18 protein-coding genes and 1 tRNA gene are annotated in these 21,075 nt (G+C 71.9%); 8 read left to right on the forward strand and 11 right to left on the reverse strand.

The window, feature by feature from the left end:
• Window positions 1–247: 247 nt before the first annotated feature.
• Together POL72_RS49675 and POL72_RS49680 are read left to right on the forward strand one after the other, a co-directional pair.
• Window positions 248–1,726: a DUF1592 domain-containing protein gene (locus POL72_RS49675; RefSeq protein WP_272104410.1), complete on the forward strand. Its 1,479-nt coding sequence runs from the start codon at window positions 248–250 to the stop codon at window positions 1,724–1,726.
• 14 nt (window positions 1,727–1,740) lie between these two features.
• Window positions 1,741–3,336 (forward strand): DUF1552 domain-containing protein, encoded by a 1,596-nt coding sequence (locus tag POL72_RS49680; RefSeq protein ID WP_272104412.1) that lies wholly within the window; start codon window positions 1,741–1,743, stop codon window positions 3,334–3,336.
• 130 nt (window positions 3,337–3,466) lie between these two features.
• Here the strand turns inward: POL72_RS49680 and POL72_RS49685 are convergent, their stop codons facing one another.
• On the reverse strand, window positions 3,467–3,712 hold the full coding sequence (locus POL72_RS49685) for a hypothetical protein (RefSeq protein WP_272104414.1): 246 nt from the start codon (window positions 3,710–3,712) through the stop codon (window positions 3,467–3,469).
• A gap of 808 nt (window positions 3,713–4,520) precedes the next feature.
• Here POL72_RS49685 and POL72_RS49690 point away from each other — a divergent pair.
• Window positions 4,521–5,393 carry a sulfurtransferase gene (locus tag POL72_RS49690; RefSeq protein WP_272104416.1) on the forward strand — a complete coding sequence of 291 codons (873 nt, stop codon included), beginning with the start codon at window positions 4,521–4,523 and terminating at the stop codon, window positions 5,391–5,393.
• A 6-nt stretch (window positions 5,394–5,399) separates the two neighbouring features.
• Here the strand turns inward: POL72_RS49690 and POL72_RS49695 are convergent, their stop codons facing one another.
• From POL72_RS49695 to POL72_RS49720, 6 genes are all read right to left on the reverse strand, one after another.
• On the reverse strand, window positions 5,400–6,518 hold the full coding sequence (locus POL72_RS49695; protein WP_272104418.1) for an arginase family protein: 1,119 nt from the start codon (window positions 6,516–6,518) through the stop codon (window positions 5,400–5,402).
• 22 nt (window positions 6,519–6,540) lie between these two features.
• Window positions 6,541–7,191 carry a histidine phosphatase family protein gene (locus tag POL72_RS49700; protein ID WP_272104420.1) on the reverse strand — a complete coding sequence of 217 codons (651 nt, stop codon included), beginning with the start codon at window positions 7,189–7,191 and terminating at the stop codon, window positions 6,541–6,543.
• Window positions 7,192–7,206: 15 nt separating this feature from the next.
• Window positions 7,207–7,974: an adenosylcobinamide-GDP ribazoletransferase gene (locus POL72_RS49705; protein WP_272104422.1), complete on the reverse strand. Its 768-nt coding sequence runs from the start codon at window positions 7,972–7,974 to the stop codon at window positions 7,207–7,209.
• A complete protein-coding gene (gene cobT, locus POL72_RS49710; protein ID WP_272104424.1) occupies window positions 7,971–9,059 on the reverse strand; it encodes a nicotinate-nucleotide--dimethylbenzimidazole phosphoribosyltransferase in 1,089 nt (362 codons plus the stop codon). The genes POL72_RS49705 and cobT overlap by 4 nt, the downstream gene beginning before the upstream one ends.
• 86 nt (window positions 9,060–9,145) lie before the next feature.
• A tRNA-Ala gene (locus POL72_RS49715) sits at window positions 9,146–9,218 on the reverse strand.
• Between the two features lie 242 nt (window positions 9,219–9,460).
• A complete protein-coding gene (locus tag POL72_RS49720; protein ID WP_272104425.1) occupies window positions 9,461–10,630 on the reverse strand; it encodes an acyl-CoA dehydrogenase family protein in 1,170 nt (389 codons plus the stop codon).
• A gap of 350 nt (window positions 10,631–10,980) precedes the next feature.
• Here POL72_RS49720 and POL72_RS49725 point away from each other — a divergent pair, with 350 nt between their 5' ends.
• The 3 genes from POL72_RS49725 to POL72_RS49735 are packed head-to-tail and all read left to right on the forward strand — an operon-like array spanning window position 10,981 to window position 15,926.
• Entirely contained in the window at window positions 10,981–12,033 is a 1,053-nt protein-coding gene (locus POL72_RS49725) for a RimK family alpha-L-glutamate ligase (RefSeq protein WP_272104427.1), read from the forward strand.
• Entirely contained in the window at window positions 12,030–12,785 is a 756-nt protein-coding gene (locus POL72_RS49730; RefSeq protein ID WP_272104429.1) for an enoyl-CoA hydratase/isomerase family protein, read from the forward strand. Before POL72_RS49725 ends, POL72_RS49730 begins: the two co-directional genes overlap by 4 nt.
• Window positions 12,786–12,797: 12 nt before the next feature.
• Window positions 12,798–15,926: an ATP-binding protein gene (locus POL72_RS49735; protein WP_272104431.1), complete on the forward strand. Its 3,129-nt coding sequence runs from the start codon at window positions 12,798–12,800 to the stop codon at window positions 15,924–15,926.
• A gap of 28 nt (window positions 15,927–15,954) precedes the next feature.
• Here POL72_RS49735 and POL72_RS49740 read toward each other — a convergent pair whose 3' ends face one another.
• Both POL72_RS49740 and POL72_RS49745 read right to left on the reverse strand, forming a co-directional pair.
• Window positions 15,955–16,716: a Uma2 family endonuclease gene (locus POL72_RS49740; RefSeq protein WP_272104432.1), complete on the reverse strand. Its 762-nt coding sequence runs from the start codon at window positions 16,714–16,716 to the stop codon at window positions 15,955–15,957.
• A 66-nt stretch (window positions 16,717–16,782) separates the two neighbouring features.
• Window positions 16,783–17,913, reverse strand: a complete 1,131-nt coding sequence (locus tag POL72_RS49745) for an AAA family ATPase (protein ID WP_272104434.1) — start codon at window positions 17,911–17,913, stop codon at window positions 16,783–16,785.
• A gap of 187 nt (window positions 17,914–18,100) precedes the next feature.
• Here POL72_RS49745 and POL72_RS49750 point away from each other — a divergent pair, with 187 nt between their 5' ends.
• Window positions 18,101–18,721, forward strand: coding sequence for an RNA ligase family protein (locus POL72_RS49750; RefSeq protein ID WP_272104435.1), 621 nt, complete (start codon window positions 18,101–18,103; stop codon window positions 18,719–18,721).
• On the opposite strand, the gene POL72_RS49755 is transcribed toward POL72_RS49750, so the two are convergent.
• Together POL72_RS49755 and POL72_RS49760 are read right to left on the reverse strand one after the other, a co-directional pair.
• Window positions 18,710–19,318, reverse strand: a complete 609-nt coding sequence (locus tag POL72_RS49755; RefSeq protein WP_272104437.1) for a hypothetical protein — start codon at window positions 19,316–19,318, stop codon at window positions 18,710–18,712. The two genes, POL72_RS49750 and POL72_RS49755, sit on opposite strands and share 12 nt — an antisense overlap.
• 91 nt (window positions 19,319–19,409) lie before the next feature.
• Window positions 19,410–19,976, reverse strand: coding sequence for a DUF2127 domain-containing protein (locus tag POL72_RS49760; RefSeq protein WP_272104439.1), 567 nt, complete (start codon window positions 19,974–19,976; stop codon window positions 19,410–19,412).
• Window positions 19,977–20,360: 384 nt separating this feature from the next.
• On the opposite strand from POL72_RS49760, the gene POL72_RS49765 reads away from it, so the two are divergent.
• Window positions 20,361–20,924 carry a hypothetical protein gene (locus POL72_RS49765; RefSeq protein ID WP_272104440.1) on the forward strand — a complete coding sequence of 188 codons (564 nt, stop codon included), beginning with the start codon at window positions 20,361–20,363 and terminating at the stop codon, window positions 20,922–20,924.
• Window positions 20,925–21,075: the final 151 nt, after the last annotated feature.

A 21,075-nucleotide genomic window follows, 5' to 3' on the forward strand; every position in this document is an offset into this window, starting at 1 on the left:
GGTCGGGGATAGTGTCGTTATGCGAACGCTGCGGCAACTAGCGTACATCGGTACGGCGACATTTTTGACGTCATCAACTTTTCTCGCTGGTTGCACTGGCGAGATCGCGCCCGGTGAACCGGGGGTCTCCTCCAGCGGTGGGGAGACCTCTGGCGCCGGTACGGGGGGCGGACCGGAGGAGCCGGACCCCGGCGACCCGGATGTCTGCACCCCCGGCATATGGGCGACATCCCAGGTCCCGCGGCTCTTGAACCGGGAGTACGACGCGGTGGTGAGGGATCTGCTCGGCGTGACGAACCTGCCGAACGCCCCCACGGGCAACCCGTCCTCGCTCCTCGTGGCCGACTTCGAGGGCAGCATGACGGATATCGCCTGGAACTCCTACCTCGTGACTGCCGAGAGCATCGCCGCCGAGGTGATGGCCGGGGCGAACAAGTCCAAGTTCATTGCCTGCGATCCGGCCGCGGCCGGGTGCCTCGAGTCGACGATCCGCGCTTTCGGCCGCAAGGCTTTCCGCCGCCCTGTGACGGACGAAGAGGTGCAGCGCTACATGCGCTTCAACACGCTCGAGCCCAAGGGCACGCCCGCAGAGGTCGCCGAGGCCATCCTCTTCGCCATGCTCGCTTCGCCCTCGTTCATCACGGTCCCCGAGCTGACGGACGACGCGGAGAGCGGCGCCATCCAGCTCTCCAGCCACGAGGTGGCGACGAGGCTCGCGTTCCTGCTCTGGGGCTCCATTCCAGACGACGCCTTGAACACGGCCGCAGACGCCGGTCAGCTCACCACCAAGGAGCAGATCCTCGCGCAGGCGGGGCGGATGGTCCAGGACCGCGCCAAGACGGCGCCGATCGTGGCCCTGTTCCATCGTGCTTATGCGGACATTCGTCAGGGGTCGCACTGGGGAACGGTCGAGCACGACACGACCCGGTTCCCCGACTACTCCCCGGACATCGTTGCTCCGATGCTGGCCGAGATCGACGCCTTCTTCGAGGAGGTGGCGTTCGAGGGGGGGTCGTTCAAGGACATCTTCCTGAGCAACGTCGCTTACGTCAACAAGGACACCGCTCCGATCTACGGGCTCAACGCCGCGGACTACGGCGCGGAGCTGACGCGGGTGGAGCTCGACCCGACCGAGCGGCCGGGGTTCTTGACCCGCGTTGGGTTCTTGAGCTCCTACTCGTCCTTCGGCGCCACGAGCCCGATCCTCCGGGGCGCGTTCGTCTCCAACAGGCTGCTCGGGCTCACCCTGAAGCCGACGCCCGGCGCGGACCAGACGCCGCGGCCGCCGGGCCCGTTCTCCACGGAGCGTGAGGCCATCGAGGCGCTGACCTCCCCTGCGGGGTGCGTCGAATGCCACAGCAAGTTCGTCAACCCGCCGGGCTTCGTGCTCGAGAGGTTCGACTCCCTTGGCAAGGTGCAGACGAAGGATCCGCTCGGCGGTGACATCGACGCGACGGGCGACGTCTACTTCAGCGACACCAACACCAAGGCGATCACGACGCCCCTGGAGATGATGACCGAGCTCGGCGCGGGGGAGATCGCCAAGCGTCACTATGCCGAGCAGTGGGTCTCCTGGGCTCGCCGGAGGGTGCCGAACACGAACGACGCCTGCACCGTCAACGAGCTCAGCGACAAGCTGTCCAACGACGGCTACACCATCATCCATCTGCTCACGGATCTTACCCAGGCCGACTCGTTCCGCCTGCGCACCATCGTCGGGAACTGAGGAGGAATACGACCATGATGAAGAACCTCAACCGAAGAGTATTCCTCCGAGGCCTGGGTGGAGCTGTCGTCGCTGCACCTTTCCTGGGCTCTGTCGCCGAGCGTGACGCGGAGGCGCAGTCGGCCGGCGGCGGCGCCCCGAAGCGGCTGATCGTGCTCTTCACGCACTATGGCTGCCTGACGAACCGTTGGTTCCCGAAGAAGTCCCACGGCGAATTGACCGCCGCCGATTACGAGGCGACGACGCTCAAGCACCTCGCTCCCTTTGCAAAGAAGCTCCTGATGCCCCGTGGCATCCGGGCGATGAACGAGTGGAGCTTCGGGCGGACCCACGGCCAGAACAATGACCCGCACGGTCAGGTCATGGGGTCGTATTTCACCTGCTACCCGGTGACGCCCGAGAGCGACAAGTTCAACGCGAAGTCGACCGGGCGGTCGCTCGATCACATCGCCGCGGAGCAGGTCAACCCCAACGGCGCGGCTCCCCTCGTGATGCAGATCGGCGGGGTGCGGCAGGATTCTTTCTCCAATTTCTCGTACGACCAGCCCAAGCAGATCTTCCCTGGCATCGGGTCTCCGACGACGATCTACAACAACCTCACGGGCCTCTTCGGTCAAGGCCCCGTGTCGCAGGATACGTACAAGGTGGCCCGCGGCAAGAGCGTGATCGACGTCGTGCGGGAGGATCTGGAGTCCTTCGAGAGGGTCAGGATGAGCAAGGCGGACAAGCAGCGGCTCTCCGACTGGAAGGACCTCCTCCACCAGACGACGAACACGGTCAGGGCCCAGTGCAGCGCCGCCCAGGCAGAGGCGCTCGGTTTGACGGCCCAGTCCGTGCAGGCGGCCTCGCAGGGGGGTGGCCTCGGCGTCGACCTGTCGAAGTCGACGAACGTCATGATGGACCTCGCGGTGCTCTCGGCCATCTGCGACCAGAACCGCGTCATCTTCATGAAGTTCCCCGGGGGCGTCACGTTCAAGTGGGGTGGCATCAACCACTCGAAGGACTCCCATGGCATTTCCCACCGCGTCGGCGACGCCAACATGGGCGGGGACTGCGTTCCTGGTGTCATCGAGATGATTCACGAGATCGACGACTGGTACGCGAAGAAGTTCGCCTACCTCGTCGGTCGGCTCGACAGCATCGACGAGGGCGACCGGAAGCTCCTCGACAACACCGCGACCGTCTGGTTCCAGGAAGACTCCGACGGCAACAGCCACAACCTCAACAACCTCCCGATCCTCCAGGCGGGGGACTGCGGCGGCTACTTCAAGGTGGGCCAGGCCGTGAACGTCGAAGGTGGCAAGGCTGACCTGGCCGTCGGCAGCAGCGAGGCTGCCTGCGGACCGGGCCAGACGAAGCTCGACTTCGCCGCGATCGATGGCACAGGGACTCCGCCGGATGTCGCCACGCAGCCGATCAACAAATACTTCTGCAACCTGCTGAACGCCATCGGGGTGAAGGCTGGCGCGGACGGCTTCCCGGCGATCGGCGGCTCGGCAGAGGTGACCTGCTTCGGCAAGCACGACGACACAAAGCTCTTCGTCAGCGAGAACAACCCAGTGTCCATCAAGGATCCTGGTGAGTTCAAGATGCTCCGCGCGAACGGCTGATCGTCGCTCGGGCCGGGTCGACCCGCTTGAGCGGAATGCAAGAAGGCTCCTCGTGAAGGGAGGGGCCTCCTTTCATCAGCACGACGTCGCGGAGCTCCAGGGCGGAGCCCGCGTCGTCGTCATCGGCCGCTCACTGCGGCGCGCCGTCCGCGACCCACTGCTCGATCGCATCGATGTATTCCTGGAGCAAGCAAGTGTATTCCGGGCCGGGCACGCCGACGCATCCGTTGGGCATGCGGGCGATGTTCCCGCAGGGGCCTTTCAGGATCTTGACGAGGGCGCTCTGTTCCGGCTCGCCGGGGGTGACGAGCGGAATGTCTCCGCAAGCCTCGGAGATGTGCGTCGTCAGGGTCGTGTAAAGGGTGTTGTCGTCCACGAGCGTCGGTTTCGCCTCGCCGTTGTGGCAGCTCGCAGTGGAGCAGCCAGCTTGCGCGACGACCGCCCGGACCGTCTCAAAGGTCGGGTCGACCGCCGGGCCGCCACCACCGGTGCCAGCGGAGCTCGAGCTGGAGGCCGTGGCCCCTCCGGCGCCATCCCCGCCCGAGCCCTCCCCGCCGGACGTGGATGCACTCGAGCTAGACCCTCCACCGGTCGTGCCGGCTTCCGAGGTGCCGGCGCTTCCATCGTCGGAGCAGCCTGAAAGAGGGGACAGGAGGGTGACGATCGCTGCGGCGGCGTAATTTGAGAATCGAAGTTTCATGGATCGTGATTAAAGTGGTTGGAGAGAAAAGTATAGCTCTCTCTCTCTCACTTGTTGGGACCAAAGGAGAGGCTTCGAACCGTCGGACCTTCAAGGCGAAGCACGATCGATGAATGGATCTGATGAAGCCAAACTTTTGTGAGCACGTCGCCCGTGTCCCCGGCGGCTCGCTCGGTGGGGCGCTGAGCGAGGCCAGAGGTGCCGTCCGGGGTGGGTAGGACGAGCAAGAGCGTTTGAGAATCAAGCGGTTTGTCATGGCACTCCTCGCATCCAGCGATGCTGTACGTGCCGATTGACGTACATGCTTGATCCATCAAGCCGGTCTCGACTGTCAAAAGTGCTTGCAAATGCCGTCGCTTCGGGGTGCGTCGTCGAGCGCTGGAGTCGCGGGCGGCTGCTCGGCGCCGTCGGGCGCAGCCGAGCACGTCGAGCGTGGCGAGGACGCGATGTGGCCTGGCGCGAGCAGGGTGGGTACCCTTCGCCCATGAGCGATCCCTTCCTCGTGCCCCCCGGTCCGCTCGTCGATGCCGCCTGGCTCGCAGCGCACGCGGGCGATCCCCGCGTCCGCGTCGTCGACTGCCGCTGGTACCTCGGCGGTCGCCGCGGCGTCGACGAGTACGCCCGCGGCCACATCCCTGGCGCCGTCCACCTCGACGTCGATGCCGATCTCTCCAGCCCGGCGCACGGAGGACCAGGCCGCCACCCGCTCCCCGACGCGGCGGCGTTCGCGCGCGTGCTCGGCCGGATCGGGGTGGCCCCAGGCTCGGTGGTCGTCGGCTACGACGACGCCGGTGGGGCCATCGCCGCCCGTCTCTGGTGGCTGCTGCGCTACTTCGGTCATCCCGGCGGGCGCGTGCTCGACGGCGGGCTCCAGGCGTGGACCTCCGCGGGACACCCCCTCTCGACCGAGGCACCCTCGTTCGCGTCAGCGCCCACCATGGATCTCGCCGCCGGCGGCGCCCCGGTCGCGGACAAGGCCGCTGTCGACAGGCTGCGCCGCGACTCCGCGGCGGTGATCCTCGATGCGCGCGCCCGCGAGCGCTACGAGGGGCAGACCGAGCCCGTCGATGCCCGCCCGGGCCACATCCCCGGCGCCCGCTCCGCCCCGTTCGTCGAGAACCTCATCGCCCCCGGGGGCGCCTTCCGCGAGCGCGCCGAGCTCGAGCGGCGCTATCGCGACCTCGGGGCGCTCGATGCAGCCACCGTGGTCTGCTACTGCGGCTCCGGCGTCACCGCCTGCCACGACCTCCTCGCCCTGGCGACGCTCGGCCGCGAGGACGCGATCCTCTACGAGGGGTCCTGGAGCGATTGGGCCCGCGACGCCGCCCTGCCCGCAGCCAGAGGCCCCGAGCCCTGAGCGGCGTCAGGCGAGCGCGCGGCCGACCGTGGCCTCGATCGTCTCGCGCAGGTAGCGCACCGCCAGCGCGACCGTGCGCGCCGCGCTCTCCGGCGTCGGCTGGAGCGCGGGCGCGACCTCCATGACGTCGCCGCCGATCAGGCCGACCTCGCGCCCGAGCCGGCGGATGAGCGCCACGACGAACTCGGGCGACAGGCCGTCCGGCTCCGGCGTCCCCGTGGCGTCGGCGTACGCGGCGTCCGTGCCGTCGATGTCGTTCGAGAAATACACGCCCTCGACGCCGGTGCTCTTCACGTGGGCCACGATGGCGTCGAGCGCCGCCGCCGGATCGGCGCGGCACTCGGCCGCCCAGAACTGGCGCACGCCGTAGCGGCTCTCCCAGTGCTCGCGCGGCTTCTGCGACGCGCGGACCCCCACCTGCGTCAGCCGGCCGCCCCGCCCGACAAGCTCGTTCGCGTGGTACGACCACGTGGCGAAGCAGTACGCGATGCCGAGCCGCTCCTCGAGGAGATCGGTGTGCGCGTCCGGCTGGACGATGCCCCACGGCCGCTTCCGCGCGCGGGCGAGCGCGCGCGCGACCGGCAAGGCCGTGGAGTGATCGCCGCCGAGCACGATGGGGGCGACGCCCGGGTTGATCGAGAAGACGAGATCGAGCGCGCGCTCCGCGATGGAGAGCGGCGAGACCGGCAGCCGCGACGCCGCGGGCTCGGGCACGCCAGGGTAGAGCGCGCGGCGCGACGCGGCCTTCTGCGCCTCCGAGAGCATGTCGTCGTGCAGGAGCTGGGGAACGACGAACACGTCGCCGATGTCGACGAGCCCGACCTCGCGCGCCCGCTCGGGGAAGCCCGGGAAGGCGTCGAGGAGCGCGGTCCGGATGGCCTGCGGGCCCATGTTGGAGCCGCGGAGGAACCCCGCGCCGACGTCGGAGGGCACGCCGAGCAAGACGGCGCGCGCGCCGGCGATGCGGTCGAGCGACGCGCGGAACCGCGCGAGGACCTCCTCCTCGGTCGCGGCACCGTAGAGCCTCCGCTGGACCTCGAGCTGCTGCGCGCGGCCGGTCGAGACGAGGTAGAGGCCTCCGGCCGCCGGACGCAGCAGGAGCGCGAGCTCTTCTTGCGGGGTCATGCCCGACGAGGGTACGCGCCCCTCAGGGGGCCGCCAGCGAAAGGGCGGACGCGGGCAGAGGGAAGCGCTCGGCCGTGAGGTGAGGGACCGGCGCGCTCATCGCCGCGGGCCAGCTGGCGCCGCGCGCGACGACCCGGAGCGCGCGCAGCACGCCCGCGTGCGCGACGAGGAGGTGCGGGCGCGCGCGGGACGCGACGTCCGCGTCGGACGCGACGTCCACGCCGTCCACGCCGCGCGGCGCGCGCGGGGCGCTGAGCTCGCGCCAAAACGACCGCACCCTGGACTCGACCTCGAGCGCCGACTCGCCCCCGGGCGGCCCGACGCGCTCCCAGCCGTCGAGCCACGCGGCGTATGCGGCCGGGTCGTCGCGCTCGATGTCCGAGAAGGCGCGCCCCTCCCAGGCGCCATAGGAGATCTCGACGAGGCGATCGTCGAGGGCGCGCGGCACCCCGAGGCGCGCCGCGAGCTCGGCGGCCGGGAGCGCGCAGCGGGAGAGCCGCGACGACCAGACCACGCCGGGGCGGACGCAGAGCTCGTGGAGCGCGCGCTCGATCGCGGCCGCGGCAGCCTCCGGGGGGAGCTCCGCGGCGACGTCGAGGCGGCCGTAGCAGACGCCGGAGAGCGCGACAGGGGCGTGGCGGAAGGCGATGAGGCCGTGGGCGAGGGGATCCACGCGCGCGCCCGCGGCTCAGCCGCCCCGCACGAGCGCGAGGGCGAGCAGCGCGGCGCACTCGGCGATCTGCTGCGTCGCGCCCAGGAAGTCGCCCGTGAGCCCGCCGGCGCGGGCGCGGAAGCGGAGGCCGCAGATCGTCGCGGCGGCGGCGGCCGCGACGAGCATGCCCGCCGCCTCGGCCGCCGTGAGGGCCCCTGCGGCGTGCGCCGCGGCGAGCGCGAGCGCCGGCCAGAGCGAGCCGAGCAGCGCCTGCGGGAGCGCCGCCTGCGCCACCGGGCGGCTGCGCGAGCCGCTCTGGGTGACATAAGGCAGCGCGACCATCAGCCAGATCGGCGGGGTGCGCGAGAGGCACTGCGTCAGCACGAGGGCGACGGGCGCCGCTGCGTCGAGCCGCGCGAGCAGGGCGACGCGCAGCACGAGGACCACGATCAGCGCCGCCGCGCCGAACGCGCCGATGCGGCTGTCCTTGAGGATCTCGAAGATCCGCGCGCGATCGAGCGCGCCGCCGAGCGCGTCGGCCGTGTCCGCGAGGCCGTCCTCGTGGAATGCCCCGGTCAGCAGCAGCCCGAGGGCCACGGTGACGCTCGCCGCGACGAGGGCGCCGCCCCGGTCGACGAGCAGCCACACCGCGGCCTGGGCGGCGCCGAGCGCGGCGCCCACGAACGGGAACCAGGCCGAGGCCCAGCGCCAGTCCGCCTCGGCGTAGGGGAAGCCGCCGACCGGGACGCGCGTGAGGAAGGTCGCCGCTGCGCGGGCGCCGCGCAGCACCGGCGGCATTGTCATGGAGTCCCGGGCCGCGCGCGATCGGGCACGCTCGCGCTCGCGAACGTCGCCATGCCGGCGTGGAGGGCGCAGGCCGCGTCGAGGAGGGGCAGCGCGGCCAGCGCCGCGCTCGCCTCGCCGAGCCGCATCCCGAGGTCCAGCAAGGGGCGCGCGTCGAGCGCCGCGAGGACGTGGGCGTGGCCGCGCTCGGCCGAGCGGTGGGCGAAGAGCATGCCCGATCGCGCCCCGGCGCACATCCGGACGAGCGCGAGCGCTGCCGCCGAGACGATGAAGCCGTCGACGAGCACCGCGATCCGCCGCTCGATCGCCCGCGCCATGGCGCCCACCAGCGCGGCGATCTCCTTGCCGCCGACCGCCTGCACGACGCGGTGCGGATCGGTGCGCTGGACGCCCGAGGCGCCCTGCGCGCGCCGCGTCGCGTCGCGCACGACCTCGACCTTGCGCGACAGCGCGTCGCCGGAGACGCCGGTCCCCGCGCCGACGACGTCCTCCGGCGCGAGCCCGAGGAGCAGCGCCGTCATGGCCGCCGCCGCCGTCGTGTTGCCGATGCCCATGTCGCCGAGCAGGACGACGCGCGTGTCGCCCCCGAGCGCGTCGATCTCCGCGGCGCCCGCGCGGAGCGCGCGCTCGTAGACGGCCTCCGAGAGCGCGTCCTCGATCCGCAGGTCGCCCATGGGATCGTCGGCGACCGGATCGCGCCGCAGCCGCGCTCCATCGCCGCCGTCGACGCGCTCGTACGGGTGGGCGACGCCGACGTCCACGACCCGCAGCTCGACGCCGAGGTTCCGGCAGAGGACGCTGGCGGCGGCGCCGCCGCGCACGAAGTTCGCCACCATCGCCGCCGTGACCTCCGGCGGGTACGCCGACACGCCGTGCCGGACGACAGGGTGATCGGCGGCGAAGAGCACCGCCGCCGCAGGCCGGCTCGCGGGCGGCCCGCCCTGGATGCCGGCGAGCGCCACGGCGAGATCCTCGAGCACGCCGAGGCTGCCGCGCGGCTTGGTCAGCGTGTCCTGCCGCGCGCGCGCCGCGCCCACCGCGCTCGCGTCGAGCTCCGGAAAGACCCAGTGAGGCGAGAGAGCCATGTCCGGGTTCTCTACTCCGACACGCCGGCAAGCGGGCACGGCGCTGCGGACTCCTTACGGAAACAGGAGTCCTTCGGTCCTATCGGTGGAGCTGAGGGGGATCGAACCCCTGACCTCATGACTGCCAGTCATGCGCTCTCCCAGCTGAGCTACAGCCCCGGTCGTTGGGAGCGGCATATCTACAGCCTCTCGCGCCGCTTGTCTCTACTTTTTTTCGACCGGCGCGTTTTTGTTCCGAGGGCGTCGGTTCGCGGCTGCTCGCGTGTGTTTGCTTCCGTTTGCGCGCGTTTGCTTCCGTTTGCGCGCGTTCGCTTCCGTTTGCGCTCGTCGCCAGGTGGGTGTGCCCAGCGGAGGGGTGCGCGCGGCCTGGCGGCGATGCGGCCGCCGGGCCGCGGGGGCGCTCAGAAGTTCATCAGCTTTGCCAGGTAGTACTTCATCGTCTCGGTCGTCCCGCCGCCGATGCGGAGGAGCCGCTGATCGCGCCAGGCGCGCGCGATCGGGAAGTCCTCGATGTAGCCCCAGCCGCCGTGGAACTGCAGGCAGGTGTCCACGACGTCGTTCGCCACGTCGCCGGCCAGGATCTTCGCCATCGAGATGAGCTTCACCGTGTCGAAGCTGATCGGCACCTTCCGCACGTACCGCTCGTCGTTGTAGTGGTCGACGCACTTGTACGCGAACGCGCGCGCCGCCTCGCAGCGCGTGTACAGGTCCACGAGCTTGTGCTGCCACGACTCGCGCTTGATGATCGGCTTGCCAAACGCCACCCGCTCGCGCCCGTACTCGACCGTGCCGTCGAGCGTCATGAACGAGCTCGCGATCGCGCTCACCGCAGCGACCAGCCGCTCGGTCTGGAAGTTCTGCATCAGGTACGCGAAGCCCTGATCGGGCTCGCCGAGCAGGTAGCGCCCCGGCACCCGCACGTCCTCCAGGAAGAGCTCCGCGGTGTCCGAGGACTTGTTGCCGATCTTCTTCAGCTTCTTCGCGACGCTGAAGCCGCGGAGCGCCGTCGGCACGAGGAAGAACGAGCAGCCGTGGGCGCCCCTGTCCGGCGACGTCTTGGCGAGCAACGTCACGAAATCGGCGCGCGTCCCGTTCGTGATGAAGGTCTTCTGCCCGTTCAGCACGTAATCATCGCCCTCCTTGCGCGCGATCGTCCGGATCCCGGCCACGTCGCTGCCGGCCGCCGGCTCGGAGACGCCGAGCGCGGCGATCTTGTCGCCCGCGAGCGCCGGCTTGAGGAACTCCTCGATCTGCTCCTTCGTGCCGATGTCGCTGATCACCGGGGTCGCCATGTCGCTCTGCACGAGCAGCCCCATCGAGACGCCCGCCATCGTGCAGCGCACGAGCTCCTCGGCCTTGGCCGCCGAGAACCAGTAGTCGAGCCCGGCGCCGCCGTGCTCCTCCGGGAAGTGCGCGCCCAGGATCCCGAGCTCGCCGGCGCGCTTGAACACCCAGTTGGGAAAGCACTCCGACGCCTCCCACTCCTCCACATGAGGAGCGAGCTCCTTCTCTGCGAAGGCCCGCACCGTCTTCCTGAACTGCTGATGTTCTTCCGTGAACGGCTGCCACATAGCGAACCCCTCCTCGCCGGCACGACCGAGATGATTCGTACACGAAACATTTTCCAGCGCAAGCGCCGCATCTCCGCGCTTCTGCCGCGCCTGGGCCGCCGCGCGGACCGCGCGGGGAACCTCACGGGGCCGCGCGGCGCCACGCGGGCTCCACGCGGCGCCGAGCGGGCCGCGTGGAGCCCCATGGAAAACGAGGGCCGATGGCGCGGCGCGCGACCGTGCGGGCCGCGGCGCGAGCGGTGGCGCGGCGCGAGCGGCGCGAGCGGCAGAAGAACCGCCGAAGAGCGAAAAATGAATCGGCACGCGCATCCATCCACGCAGTCTGCCGGCTCTGCTAGCCTCCGGGCCACATGCGACTCCTCGTCCTGTCCCGCAACGCGTCCCTCTATTCGACGAGCCGGATCGTGCTCGCGGGGCGCGCGCGTGGTCACGACGTCAGCGTCATCGATCCGCTCGATTTCCAGATCGTCGTGTCGCGCGGTCGCCCGTCGTTGCTCGTCGGTGGTTCGGCGGTGCCCCGCTTCGACATCGTGATCCCGCGCATCGGCGCCAGCATCACGAACTACGGCCTCGCCGTCGTCCGCCAGTTCGATCTCATGGGCGTTCCCGTCCTGAACGGCGCCGTCTCGATCGCGAGGAGCCGCGACAAGCTGCGCGCGCTCCAGCTGCTCACGCGCCGCAAGCTCAACGTGCCGATCACCGTGTGCGCCCGGAGCCCGGCCGGCGTCGAGGCGGCGCTCTCGCTCGTCGGCGGCTGCCCCGCGATCGTGAAGCTCCAGCAGGGGACCCAGGGCATCGGCACCATGCTCGCCGAGACGCCCCACGCCGTGCACGCGCTGCTCGAGACGTTCTGGGCCATGGGCCAGGACATCGTGCTCCAGGAGTACGTGCGCGAGTCGAAGGGGCGCGACATCCGGGTCATCGTCGTCGGCGGCCGCGTGGTCGCCTCGATGCGCCGCGTCGCCAAGCCGGGCGAGTTCCGCTCGAACCTCCACCGCGGCGGCAAGGGCGATCGGGTGAAGCTGCCGCGCGCCTACCGGAGCGTCGCGATCCGCGCCGCGAAGGCGATGGGCCTCGAGGTCGCCGGCGTCGACATGCTCGAGGCGCGCTCCGGGCCGAAGATCCTCGAGATCAACAGCTCGCCCGGCCTGGAGGGGATCGAGCGCGCGAGCGGCGTCGACGTCGCGGGCGCGATCATCACCTACGCCGAGCGGTACGCGGCGGAGCAGCGCGGCCTCAGCCGCCGCACGCTCGAGGCGAGGATCGCCGAGGTGATCCACGACGAGCGCATGCCGGCGCCGCGGCGGCTCAGCCGCGCGGCGGCGGAGAACGGGGCGGGCGCGAGCCGCCGGAAGGCCACGGCGCTCACCGGCGGGAGGGGCGCGCGGAGGGCCCTCTCGTGACCCTGCGGGTCGAGGCGGCCGGCGATGCGGTCGTCCTGACCATCGATCGTCTCGAGCGCAGGAACGCCATCGACAGCGACCTCGCGAGCCGCCTCGGCGAGGCGATCCGCCGCGCCAGCGCCGACCCGCGCGTGCGCGGCGTCGTGCTCACCGCGACGAGCAGCGACGTCTTCGTGGCGGGCGGCGACATCCGCGAGCTCCACGCGCTCGCCGCCGGCGGCGCGGAGGGGGGCGAGGTCCTCCGGCTGTTCGAGGGCCTCTCTGCCTTCGAGGAGAGCGAGGTGCCGATCGTCGCCGCGGTGCAGGGCGACGCGCTGGGAGGCGGCTGCGAGCTCTTGCTGCTCTGCGATTTCGTCATCGTCGAGGTGCACGCCGCGCTCTCGTTCCGGCACGTCAAGATGGGCCTGTCCCCGGCCTGGGGCGGGCTGACGCGGCTCTGCGAGCGGGTGGGGCCGCTCGCGGCGGCGCGGCTGCTCCTGACGGCGGAGAGGATCGACGCCGCAGAGGCGCTCCGCATCGGCCTCGTGAGCGAGGTCGTCCCCACGGGCGCGGCGCGGAGCCGGGCGATCGCGCAGGTCGGCCGCATCGCCGAGGGCCCGCGCGCGTCGGTCGCGGCCATGAAGCGGTCCCTGCGCGAGGTGCGCGAGGCGCTGCGCGCCTCCGCCGCCGAGGTCGAGCGACGGGCGTTCGCCGAGCAGTGGAACGGCCCGGAGCACCGGCGTGCGATGGATACGTTCCTGAGCAAGAAGTGACGGTGGCGCGGCGTGGAGGGCGCGGAGCGGCAGGACCCTGAGGGCGCCGAGCCCCCGCTGGAGGGCGCGGAGCCCGCGCCGGCGAGCGCCGGGGTTGCCTCGGCGAGCGTCGGGGCCGCGCCGGCGAGCGCGGAGGCCGCGCCGGCGAGCGCGGAGGCCGCGCCGGCGAGCGCGGAGGCCGCGCCGGCGAGCGCCGAGGCCGCGCCGGCGAGCGCGCTGCTCCCGCCCGTGCCGCCGGCGATAGAGCACTTCATCGGCCGCCGCCCGCACCTGCGCGCGCTCCAGCGCGCCGCCGAGGCCCTCGTGCTGGAGCGGCCCGTCGCCGTGTTCGTCCACGGCGCCGCGGGCATGGGCAAGAGCGCGCTCATCCACCACTTCTTGATGGGGCTCCGCCGCGACAGGGGGCCGGTCGTCCTGCGGGGGCGCTGCGCCCTCGCGGCGGGCGAGTCCTACAAGGCGTTCGGGGGCGTGATGGAGGCGCTGAGCCGCTTCCTCCGGCGGGTCTCGGGCGACGAGGTGGAGCGCCTCCTGCCGCGCGACGTCCACGCGCTCGCCCGGGTGTTCCCGGTGCTCTCGGGCGTGCCGGCCGTCGCGTCGGCGCCGCGCGCGAGCGAGTCGCCCGACGCGCAGGAGCTGCGGCAGCGCAGCTTCGCCGCGCTCCGCCAGCTGCTCTGGCGGATCGCCGAGCGCAGCCCGCTCGTCGTGGCGATCGAGGACCTGCAGTGGAGCGACATCGACAGCGTGGCGCTCCTGCTCGAGCTCACGCGGCCCCCCGACGCGCCCGCGATGATGTTCCTCGGCAGCTTCCGGGACGAGGACGTCGCCACGAGCGCGCCGCTCCGCGCGCTGCTCGACGGGATGGGGCTCGAGCACCCGGCCGCCGCCGAGGCCGAGACCGCCGGCGCGCGCGGGCGGATGGAGTCGGCGCGCCGGGACGGCGAGCTGCGCGAGATCGCGGTCGGCCCGCTCTCGCCGCTCGAGGCCGAGGAGCTCTCGCTCGCGCTCCTCTTCGCGCGCGACGATGTCACCCGCGCGCGGGCGGACGCCATCGCCCGCGCCTCGCGGGGCAACCCGCGGCTGCTCGGCGAGCTCGCCCGCGACGCGCAGGAGCTCTCGGGCGAGGACGCCGCCCGGGGCGACGCCGCGTGGAGCAGGGCGCTCGACGCGCGGCTCCGCCGCCTGCCGGGGCAGGCGCTCCGGCTGCTGGAGGTGATCGCGGTCGCCGGGGAGTCGATCGACGCGGCGGTCGTGGCGCGCGCGGCGAAGCTCCGCGACGACGAGCTCGCCCCGGCGATGACGCTGCTGCTCATGGAGGACCTGATCTCCGCGCGGCGCGCCGGCGAGGGCGAGCTCGTCGAGGCGTCGCACGACAGGGTGCGCGCGGCCGTGGTCGGCCGGCTCGGCCCGGAGCAGCTCGCGGCGCGGCACCGGAGGCTAGGACGGGCGCTCGAGGCGCTGGGGACGGCGGACGCGGAGGCGCTCTCGCGGCACTGGCTCGGCGCGGGGGACGCGGCGCGGGCGGGGCGGCTCGCCGAGCGCGCGGCCGAGGAGGCGGCGGAGGCGCTCGCGTTCGAGCGCGCGGCGCGGCTCTACGAGCTCGCGCTCCGCCTGCGCTCGCGCGAGGCGGACGTCCCCGAGGCGGAGCGGCGCGCGCTCGGCGTGCGGTGCGCCGACGCCATGGTCAACGCGGGCAAGAGCGCCGAGGCGGCGAGGATCTACGCGGCGGCGGCCGAAGGGGCGGACGGCGCGCTCTCGCTGGAGCTCCGCCGGCGGGCCGCCGAGCAGTACCTGCGGAGCGGGCACATCGACGAGGGGATCGAGCTCGTCCGCGCCGTCCTCCGGGCGGTCGGCCTGTCGTTCCCGGAGACGCCGCGGCGCGCGCTGGTGGCGCTGCTCCTGCACCGGGCGGAGCTGCGCTTGCGGGGCCTCCGGTTCCGCGAGCGGTCCGAGGCGGAGGTGCGACCGGAGGAGCTTGCGCGCATCGACGCCTGCTGGACGGTGACGGTGGGGCTGTCCGGGGTCGACATGGTCCGCTCCGCCGAGTTCTCGGCGCGCGCCCTGCTGCTCGCGCTGCGGGCCGGCGAGCCGTACCGCATCGGCCGCGCGCTCGCGTTCGAGGCCTCGTCCGCGTGCATGATGGGGGCGCCGGGCCGGGCGCGCGCGGAGGAGCTCGTCACCGCGGTGCGGGCGCTCTCGGAGCGGCTCGACAGCCCGCACCTCCTCGGCCTGTCGATGATGGTGTCGGGCATGCTCGAGGCGTTCACGGCCGGGCGCTGGAAGGCCGCGTCCGCGTGGTACGAGGTCGCCGACGAGCTCCTGCGCGACCGCTGCGCCGGCGTGTCCTGGGAGCTCGCGACGACGCAGCTGATGGCGTCGTGGGCGCGGTACTACCGCGGGCAGATCGACGCGCTCGCGCGGACGACGCCGGCGGTGCTCCGCGCCGCCGAGCAGCGGGGGGATCTCTACGCGGTGGCGATCTTCAGCGCGCAGGCGACGTGGGTGGCGCTCGCGTCGGACGACGTGGCGGGCGCGCGCGGCGCGATCGCGGGGGCGCTGTCGAGGTGGACGACGTCGGGGTTCCACCTCGAGCATTTCGTCGGGCTGCTCGGCGAGACCTACGTCGACCGGTACGCTGGCCGCGCCGGCGCCGCGATGAAGCGCCTCACGGACGCCTGGCCGAGGATCGAGGGCTCGATGCTGCTGATGATGCAGAACAGCCGGGTGATGGCCCACGCCGAGCGCGCGTGCACGGCGCTCGCCGTGGCCGAGGCGGCGCCCGATCCGGAGCCGCTGATCCAGGTGGCGCTCCGGGACGCCGCGGCGCTCGCCCGGGAGAAGACGGCGTGGTCGGACCCGTTCGTGCCGCTGATCCGCGCGGGCGCGGCCGAGCTACGGGGCGACAGGGAGGCGGCGATCACGCAGCTGGAGGCGGCGGCGGCCGGGTTCGACGCGGCGGACATGCCGCTCTATGCGGCGGCGGCGCGGCGCCAGGCGGGCGAGCTGCTCGGAGGGGAGAAGGGGCTCCAGCGGCTCCTCGTGGCGGACGCGGTGATGGCGCGGGAGCGGATCAAGAGCCCGGCGCGGTGGGCGGCGATGCTGGCGCCGGGGTTCGGGCGGGGCGAGCGGGTCGGCTGGGGCTGACCCATGGCGTTCGGCGGTCGGGGAGCCGCTAGCCCGAGCCGCCGCCGGGCAGCGGGCCGAACTGCTTCTCGTAGGCCGCGAGCCGGGCGGCGAGCCGCTTCGTCTCATCGCCGGCGGCGCGGGCCTGCTCTTCGGCGGCGCGGGCCTGCTCCTCGGCGGCGCGGGCCTGCTCCTCGCCGGTCGGCAGCACGCGCCCATGGGTATCGATCCAGCGCAGCCAGTCGACCGCGAGGCCGCGGTACGTGCCGTGGCGCACCCCGAGGCGCAGGCCGAGGCACGCGCTCACGACCTCGCCGTTCGCCTCGGGCGGCATCGGTAGGTAGGACCGCGTGGCTCGATCGAGCGCATAGGCCTCGAGCTCGCCCGAGAACGGATCGAACAGGTAATACTCCGGCACGTGCAGGAGCTTCGCGTAGATCCGCATCTTGTCGCCGCGATCGACGGCCTGGGTGCTCTCGGAGAGCAGCTCGATCACCACGTCGGGCGTCCTCCCGTCCTCCTGCCAGACGACCCAGGACTTGCGCTCGCGCCTGTTGGTGTCGAGCACCACGAACACGTCGGGGCCTCGGAAGTCGTTCTTCTTCGCCTGCAGCTCGCTGAAATAGATGGCCATGTTGCCGGCGACGTACACGTCGTCCCGGTCGCGCCAGAACAGCTGCAGTGCCTCGATGAGCAGGCCCATCTGCGCGAGGTGGCGCTCGGATTCCATCGGCTCTCCATCGTCGTACGGGAGCTCGTCCTCGCCGGGCGGGGGAATCGGGATGAAAGAATTCTCGCTCTGGAAGGGCATACGTCGCTCCAGGCGCAGCGTACCCCATGCCGCGCGCTGGCGCAGCCGGCCGACCGGGGCTGCGCGTCAGCGCACCGCCAGCACCACCTCGTGGGCCTCGGTCCTCGCCGGGATCTCCCAGCGCTCGATCATCCGGCGGATGACCGCCTCCGGCACCGCCGCCTCCCGCGCCCGGTTCTGCGCGAACAGCGTGGACGCTGGCACCTCCACGTAGACGACGCGGATCCTCGCCCCGTAGTCGGCCGCCATTTGCAGCAGCGGGCCGCGCCGCTGTCGCGAGAGGTTCGTCGCGTTCCACACGAACCGCTCGCCGCGCCGCAGGTATTCCTTCGCCCGCTCGCGCGCGGCCTGGACCACCTGTCCCTGCGTGTCCGCCGGATCGATCTCCAGCTCGCTCCGCAGCGCGTCCAGGGAGACGACCGGCCAGTCGGCGAGGTGGTGTCGAACATAGGTATCCTTCCCGGCGCCCGGGAGTCCGCTCATCACCACGACCTCGGAGCGCGTGTCGTCGTAGATCTCGACGTCCGGGTGGCGGCCGCCAGCGGGATCGGAGCGGAAGTACACGAAGCGCGTGTGATCCGAGGCGAAGGACCGCGGCGCGGTGTAACACCCCTCCTCGCGGCAGAACTCGCGGAAGAGCTCGATGTTGTCGACGACGCGCCCCATGTCCGCGCAGACGCGCCCCCGGATGTCGGCCTCGGCCACGAGCGCGAGCAGGTCGCAGCGCGCCTGGAGGCTGATCTCGGCGGCGACGCGCCGCGCGTCGTCGCGCTCGATGAGATAGAACGGGATCTGGTGATAGCGCACGAGCGCGCACACCTGCTCGCGCAGCGCGAACGGCGCGCCGAGCTCCCAGAGCAGGCGGCGCGCGAGGAGCTCCCCCGCGCGAGAGTGGCCCTTGGCCGTGATCCGCCCGTCCTCCTCGCGGGTGGTCGCCGGCTTCGCCACGTCGTGGAGGAGGCACGCGAGGTACACGACGCGCTGCTCCTCGGCCGGCAGCGCCTGCCATTCGGGCAGCCCGAGGAGCGTCTCCAGCACCATGCGGGTGTGGATCCAGACGTTGCCCTCGGCGTGGTGGATCGGGTCCTGCGGGCAAGCCTCGAGCGCGCGGACCCAGTCGAAGACCTGGAGCTCATTCCAGGGGACACGCCCCGGATCGGGCGTGAGCAGGTCGAGGAGCGAGGACGCGGAGGACATGACGGAGGACCCCTGGCGAGCGCGCGGTCGGCTCCGCAGTCAACGCCGCGCGCCGCGCAGCGCGCGTGAGGGCCGTAGCATGTCCGCGAAAGGACGCCGGTGCTACCCTGACGCCGCCATGTCCGCCAAATACCCTCGCTCGTTCCACCTGCCGTGGTCCCCGGGCGGAACGTCCGACGACAAGAGGATGGCGGACGTGTCGGGGCTGCTCGGCGTCGAGATCGTCATCACCGAGAAGTGCGACGGGAGCAACCTCACGTACACGCGGGCGAGCGTCTTCTCCCGCTCGCACTCGGGCCCTCCGTCCCACCCGAGCTTCGACCTCGCGAAGGCCACGCACGCGAGCATCGCGCACCTGCTCTCGGAGGGCATGTCGCTCTTCTGTGAGTACTGCTATGCGGTCCACTCCATCGAGTACGAGGCGCTCCCGGGGTATTCGCTCGTCTTCGGCGTGCGGGACGACGTGCGGAGCCTCTTCTGGGAGTGGGACATGGTCGTGGCCCAGGCGAACGATCTGGGGCTCCCCACGGTGCCTGTCCTGTTCCGGGGCATCGTCGAGGGCGAGCGCGAGCTCGAGGCGCTGACGACCGCGCTCGCGCGCGAGCCCTCCGCGTTCGGCGGCCCGCGCGAGGGCGTGGTGGTGCGGGCCGCCGGCGAGTTCCCGGACGCGGCGTTCCAGCGGCGGCTCGCCAAGTGGGTGCGGCGCGGGCACGTGCAGACGGACGAGCACTGGATGCACCAGGAGATCCGGCCCCAGCGCCTCGCCCCGGGGCCGGCGCCGGCGCCGGTAGACGCGTCACCGCCGTGAGGCCAGCGCCGCGAGCCGATCGCAGAGGCCTTCGCGGATCGGGCCGTAGGCCTTGCGGTACTCCTCCCAGTCGAGGCGCTCGTCCGCGACGATCTCGCGCCAGTACGGGTTCGCGGCGCCGTAATCGTGGAGGACGCCCGTCTCGGCGATCTGCACGGCGAAGAGCGGCACCCGGAGGGCGTGGAAGAGCTTCTTCTTCGAGGCCTCCGGCTCGTCGTCGAAGCGGGCGCCGGCCTTCTTGAAGTCGGACGCGGAGCGGCTCGCGGCCGACGCGGCGAGCTTCTTCCTGTCGAGCTTGAACGGGAAGGGCGGCCTCCCTTCCTTGAGCCGGTGCTCGGGCGGCAAGAACAGGCACTCGAGCGCGAAGACGCTGTGCTCGGCGATGGCGCCGCGGAAGGTGTCGAGGCCGTGGACGACGACGTTGACGCCCGGCGCAAAGGCGAGGTCCTGCCGCGCGTCGCGCCGCGCGAGGACGGCGACGAAATCCTCGTCGGACGTCGCGGACGCGGTGCCGTACACGCGCGATCCGGCGCGGAAGACGCTGTGAACCTCGCCGTCGTTGCGGCCGAGGACGCGGAGCACGGTGGAGAGGCTCATGGCAGCGGCCTCGCTCGAGGGACGGTGAGCATCGCGCCGTTGCCATCCCTGCGCAACGGTCGGCGCGCGCGCGACGGAGCTGGCGGGATGGTCAACCTTCGGTCGTCCGCTCGCCGGCACCAGGGGGGAGCGTCGTGTCGTCGCCTGTGGTTGCCGAGCAGCTCCGGTGCTCGCGCCGAGCGCGCCGGCTCAGATAGGCCACGATGACGATGTTGATCACCAGGATGACGATGCGCGTCAGTCGCCATCCATGGCCGACGAGGTCGATGATCTCGAAGGGGACGAGCGAGGCTGTCGCTCCGACGACCAGCCAGGGAGCCCACCTGTAGCCATGGCGGAGCGACGAACCCTCGATGAAGCTGAGCAGGGAGTCCGCCGCGAGCGCGGCGCTCACGACGTGGGCGCCGTGCGGCGTCGTCGCCTTCGAGAGCACGTCCATCAGCGCGGCGCTCCAGGCGCTCGCGCTCTCCCTGCCCAGCGTGACCGCGAACGCGTGAGCCCTGGCGGCGAGCCCGGACGAGGCCAGGAGGAAGATCGCGATCGCCAGCACGATCTGCAGCACCGATTTGGCGAGCTTGTAGACGATGATGACGCGCACGCCGAGCGCCCGCCGCAGAGCATGGGCCTGACCGGCTGCGAATCGATCCCTGGCGGCCATGCGATCCATCCTGGCACGTGTCTCCCGCGCGCGGCGGCCCGTATCGACCTCGAATAGGCCCGCCGAGCTCAACCATCGGGACGCCATGGAACGAACCCGGCCACGAGGCAAGGATGGGCCCGAACTTCGGGACATGCGCGACCCTGGGCTCGCGGAGCTCGACCTCATTGACATCACGCGTGTCGAGGACGGCAGCAGGCGCGACGTGTACGGAGCTCGGGCCGTGGCCTGCGACGTCCTGGCCGGCTGCGTGGCATTGCCTCGCCAGCGCCTGGCCGCTCCCGCGGCAGCCGTGGCCGCCAGCGTGTATAATCATGGGGTTTCGCCGATGATCTCTTGATCAGGGCAGAATCCGCGCGAGGCATTCCTGCAAGTGGGGTACATATGGCCGTCGGGCAGCAACAAGCGGGTCAGCAAAGCCTGTTCACCGATGATTTTTTCTACTTCATCCTGAGGCTTCGAAAATCCCGTATCCAGTCCGTGGTGGCCCGCGTGCGGCGCATGTATCCAGACGAGTCGCCGGAGCAGCAGGCGCGCCGGCTGATCGCATCGACCAAGGCGATCTCTTTGGCCGCGGGCGGCGTCGTCCATGTGCCCTCCATCATCCCTGGGTTCGGCATCGTGTACGAAGGCGTGGGGTTCGTCGCAGGCACATCCATCCTTACCAGGATGCACCTTTACCTGGTCCTCGAGATAGCCCTGCTCTTCGGGAAGGACATCGACGAATCCGAGCGCGTGAAGGAGCTCGCGGCCGTGGTGGCGGCTTGTGCCGCCAGCGCCGCCGCGCCGGTGGCCGTCCTCGCGGTGAGCTTGAACCCGGCCTTCGCCGTGGCGACGGGGGCGCTCGCCGCGGCGGCCGTCTCCCGGGCGATCGGGGAATCGGCGATCCGCCGCTACCAGCGCTCGACGGCGCCCGAGGCGGCGGTCCCCGCGCCCGCGAAGGGATAGCGCCCCCGGTGGGGAGCCCGGGCTCGGGTGCAGCTGGACCGGCCGGCATCGACGGCGATGCCGGCCGCCATCGGAAACCCCGGGTAGGAGCCATGTTTGCAGCACAAGGGCGTTGGTCGCCACACCTCCGGCGGAGCGCGAGCTCACCGGC

The sequence above is a fragment of the Sorangium aterium genome (genome assembly GCF_028368935.1).
Lineage (GTDB): Bacteria > Myxococcota_A > Polyangia > Polyangiales > Polyangiaceae > Sorangium > Sorangium atrum.

What these genes read in the sequence shown, in the direction of transcription:
- POL72_RS49680 (WP_272104412.1), top strand. Translation starts at nt 1,741, where the DNA reads ATGATGAAGAACCTCAACCGAAGAGTATTCCTCCGAGGCCTGGGTGGA.
- POL72_RS49760 (WP_272104439.1), bottom strand. Translation starts at nt 19,976, where the DNA reads ATGGCCGCCAGGGATCGATTCGCAGCCGGTCAGGCCCATGCTCTGCGG.
- POL72_RS49765 (WP_272104440.1), top strand. Translation starts at nt 20,361, where the DNA reads ATGGCCGTCGGGCAGCAACAAGCGGGTCAGCAAAGCCTGTTCACCGAT.
- cobT (WP_272104424.1), bottom strand. Translation starts at nt 9,059, where the DNA reads ATGGCTCTCTCGCCTCACTGGGTCTTTCCGGAGCTCGACGCGAGCGCG.
- POL72_RS49725 (WP_272104427.1), top strand. Translation starts at nt 10,981, where the DNA reads ATGCGACTCCTCGTCCTGTCCCGCAACGCGTCCCTCTATTCGACGAGC.
- POL72_RS49750 (WP_272104435.1), top strand. Translation starts at nt 18,101, where the DNA reads ATGGCGGACGTGTCGGGGCTGCTCGGCGTCGAGATCGTCATCACCGAG.
- POL72_RS49695 (WP_272104418.1), bottom strand. Translation starts at nt 6,518, where the DNA reads ATGACCCCGCAAGAAGAGCTCGCGCTCCTGCTGCGTCCGGCGGCCGGA.
- POL72_RS49740 (WP_272104432.1), bottom strand. Translation starts at nt 16,716, where the DNA reads ATGCCCTTCCAGAGCGAGAATTCTTTCATCCCGATTCCCCCGCCCGGC.
- POL72_RS49745 (WP_272104434.1), bottom strand. Translation starts at nt 17,913, where the DNA reads ATGTCCTCCGCGTCCTCGCTCCTCGACCTGCTCACGCCCGATCCGGGG.
- POL72_RS49690 (WP_272104416.1), top strand. Translation starts at nt 4,521, where the DNA reads ATGAGCGATCCCTTCCTCGTGCCCCCCGGTCCGCTCGTCGATGCCGCC.
- POL72_RS49755 (WP_272104437.1), bottom strand. Translation starts at nt 19,318, where the DNA reads ATGAGCCTCTCCACCGTGCTCCGCGTCCTCGGCCGCAACGACGGCGAG.
- POL72_RS49705 (WP_272104422.1), bottom strand. Translation starts at nt 7,974, where the DNA reads ATGACAATGCCGCCGGTGCTGCGCGGCGCCCGCGCAGCGGCGACCTTC.
- POL72_RS49720 (WP_272104425.1), bottom strand. Translation starts at nt 10,630, where the DNA reads ATGTGGCAGCCGTTCACGGAAGAACATCAGCAGTTCAGGAAGACGGTG.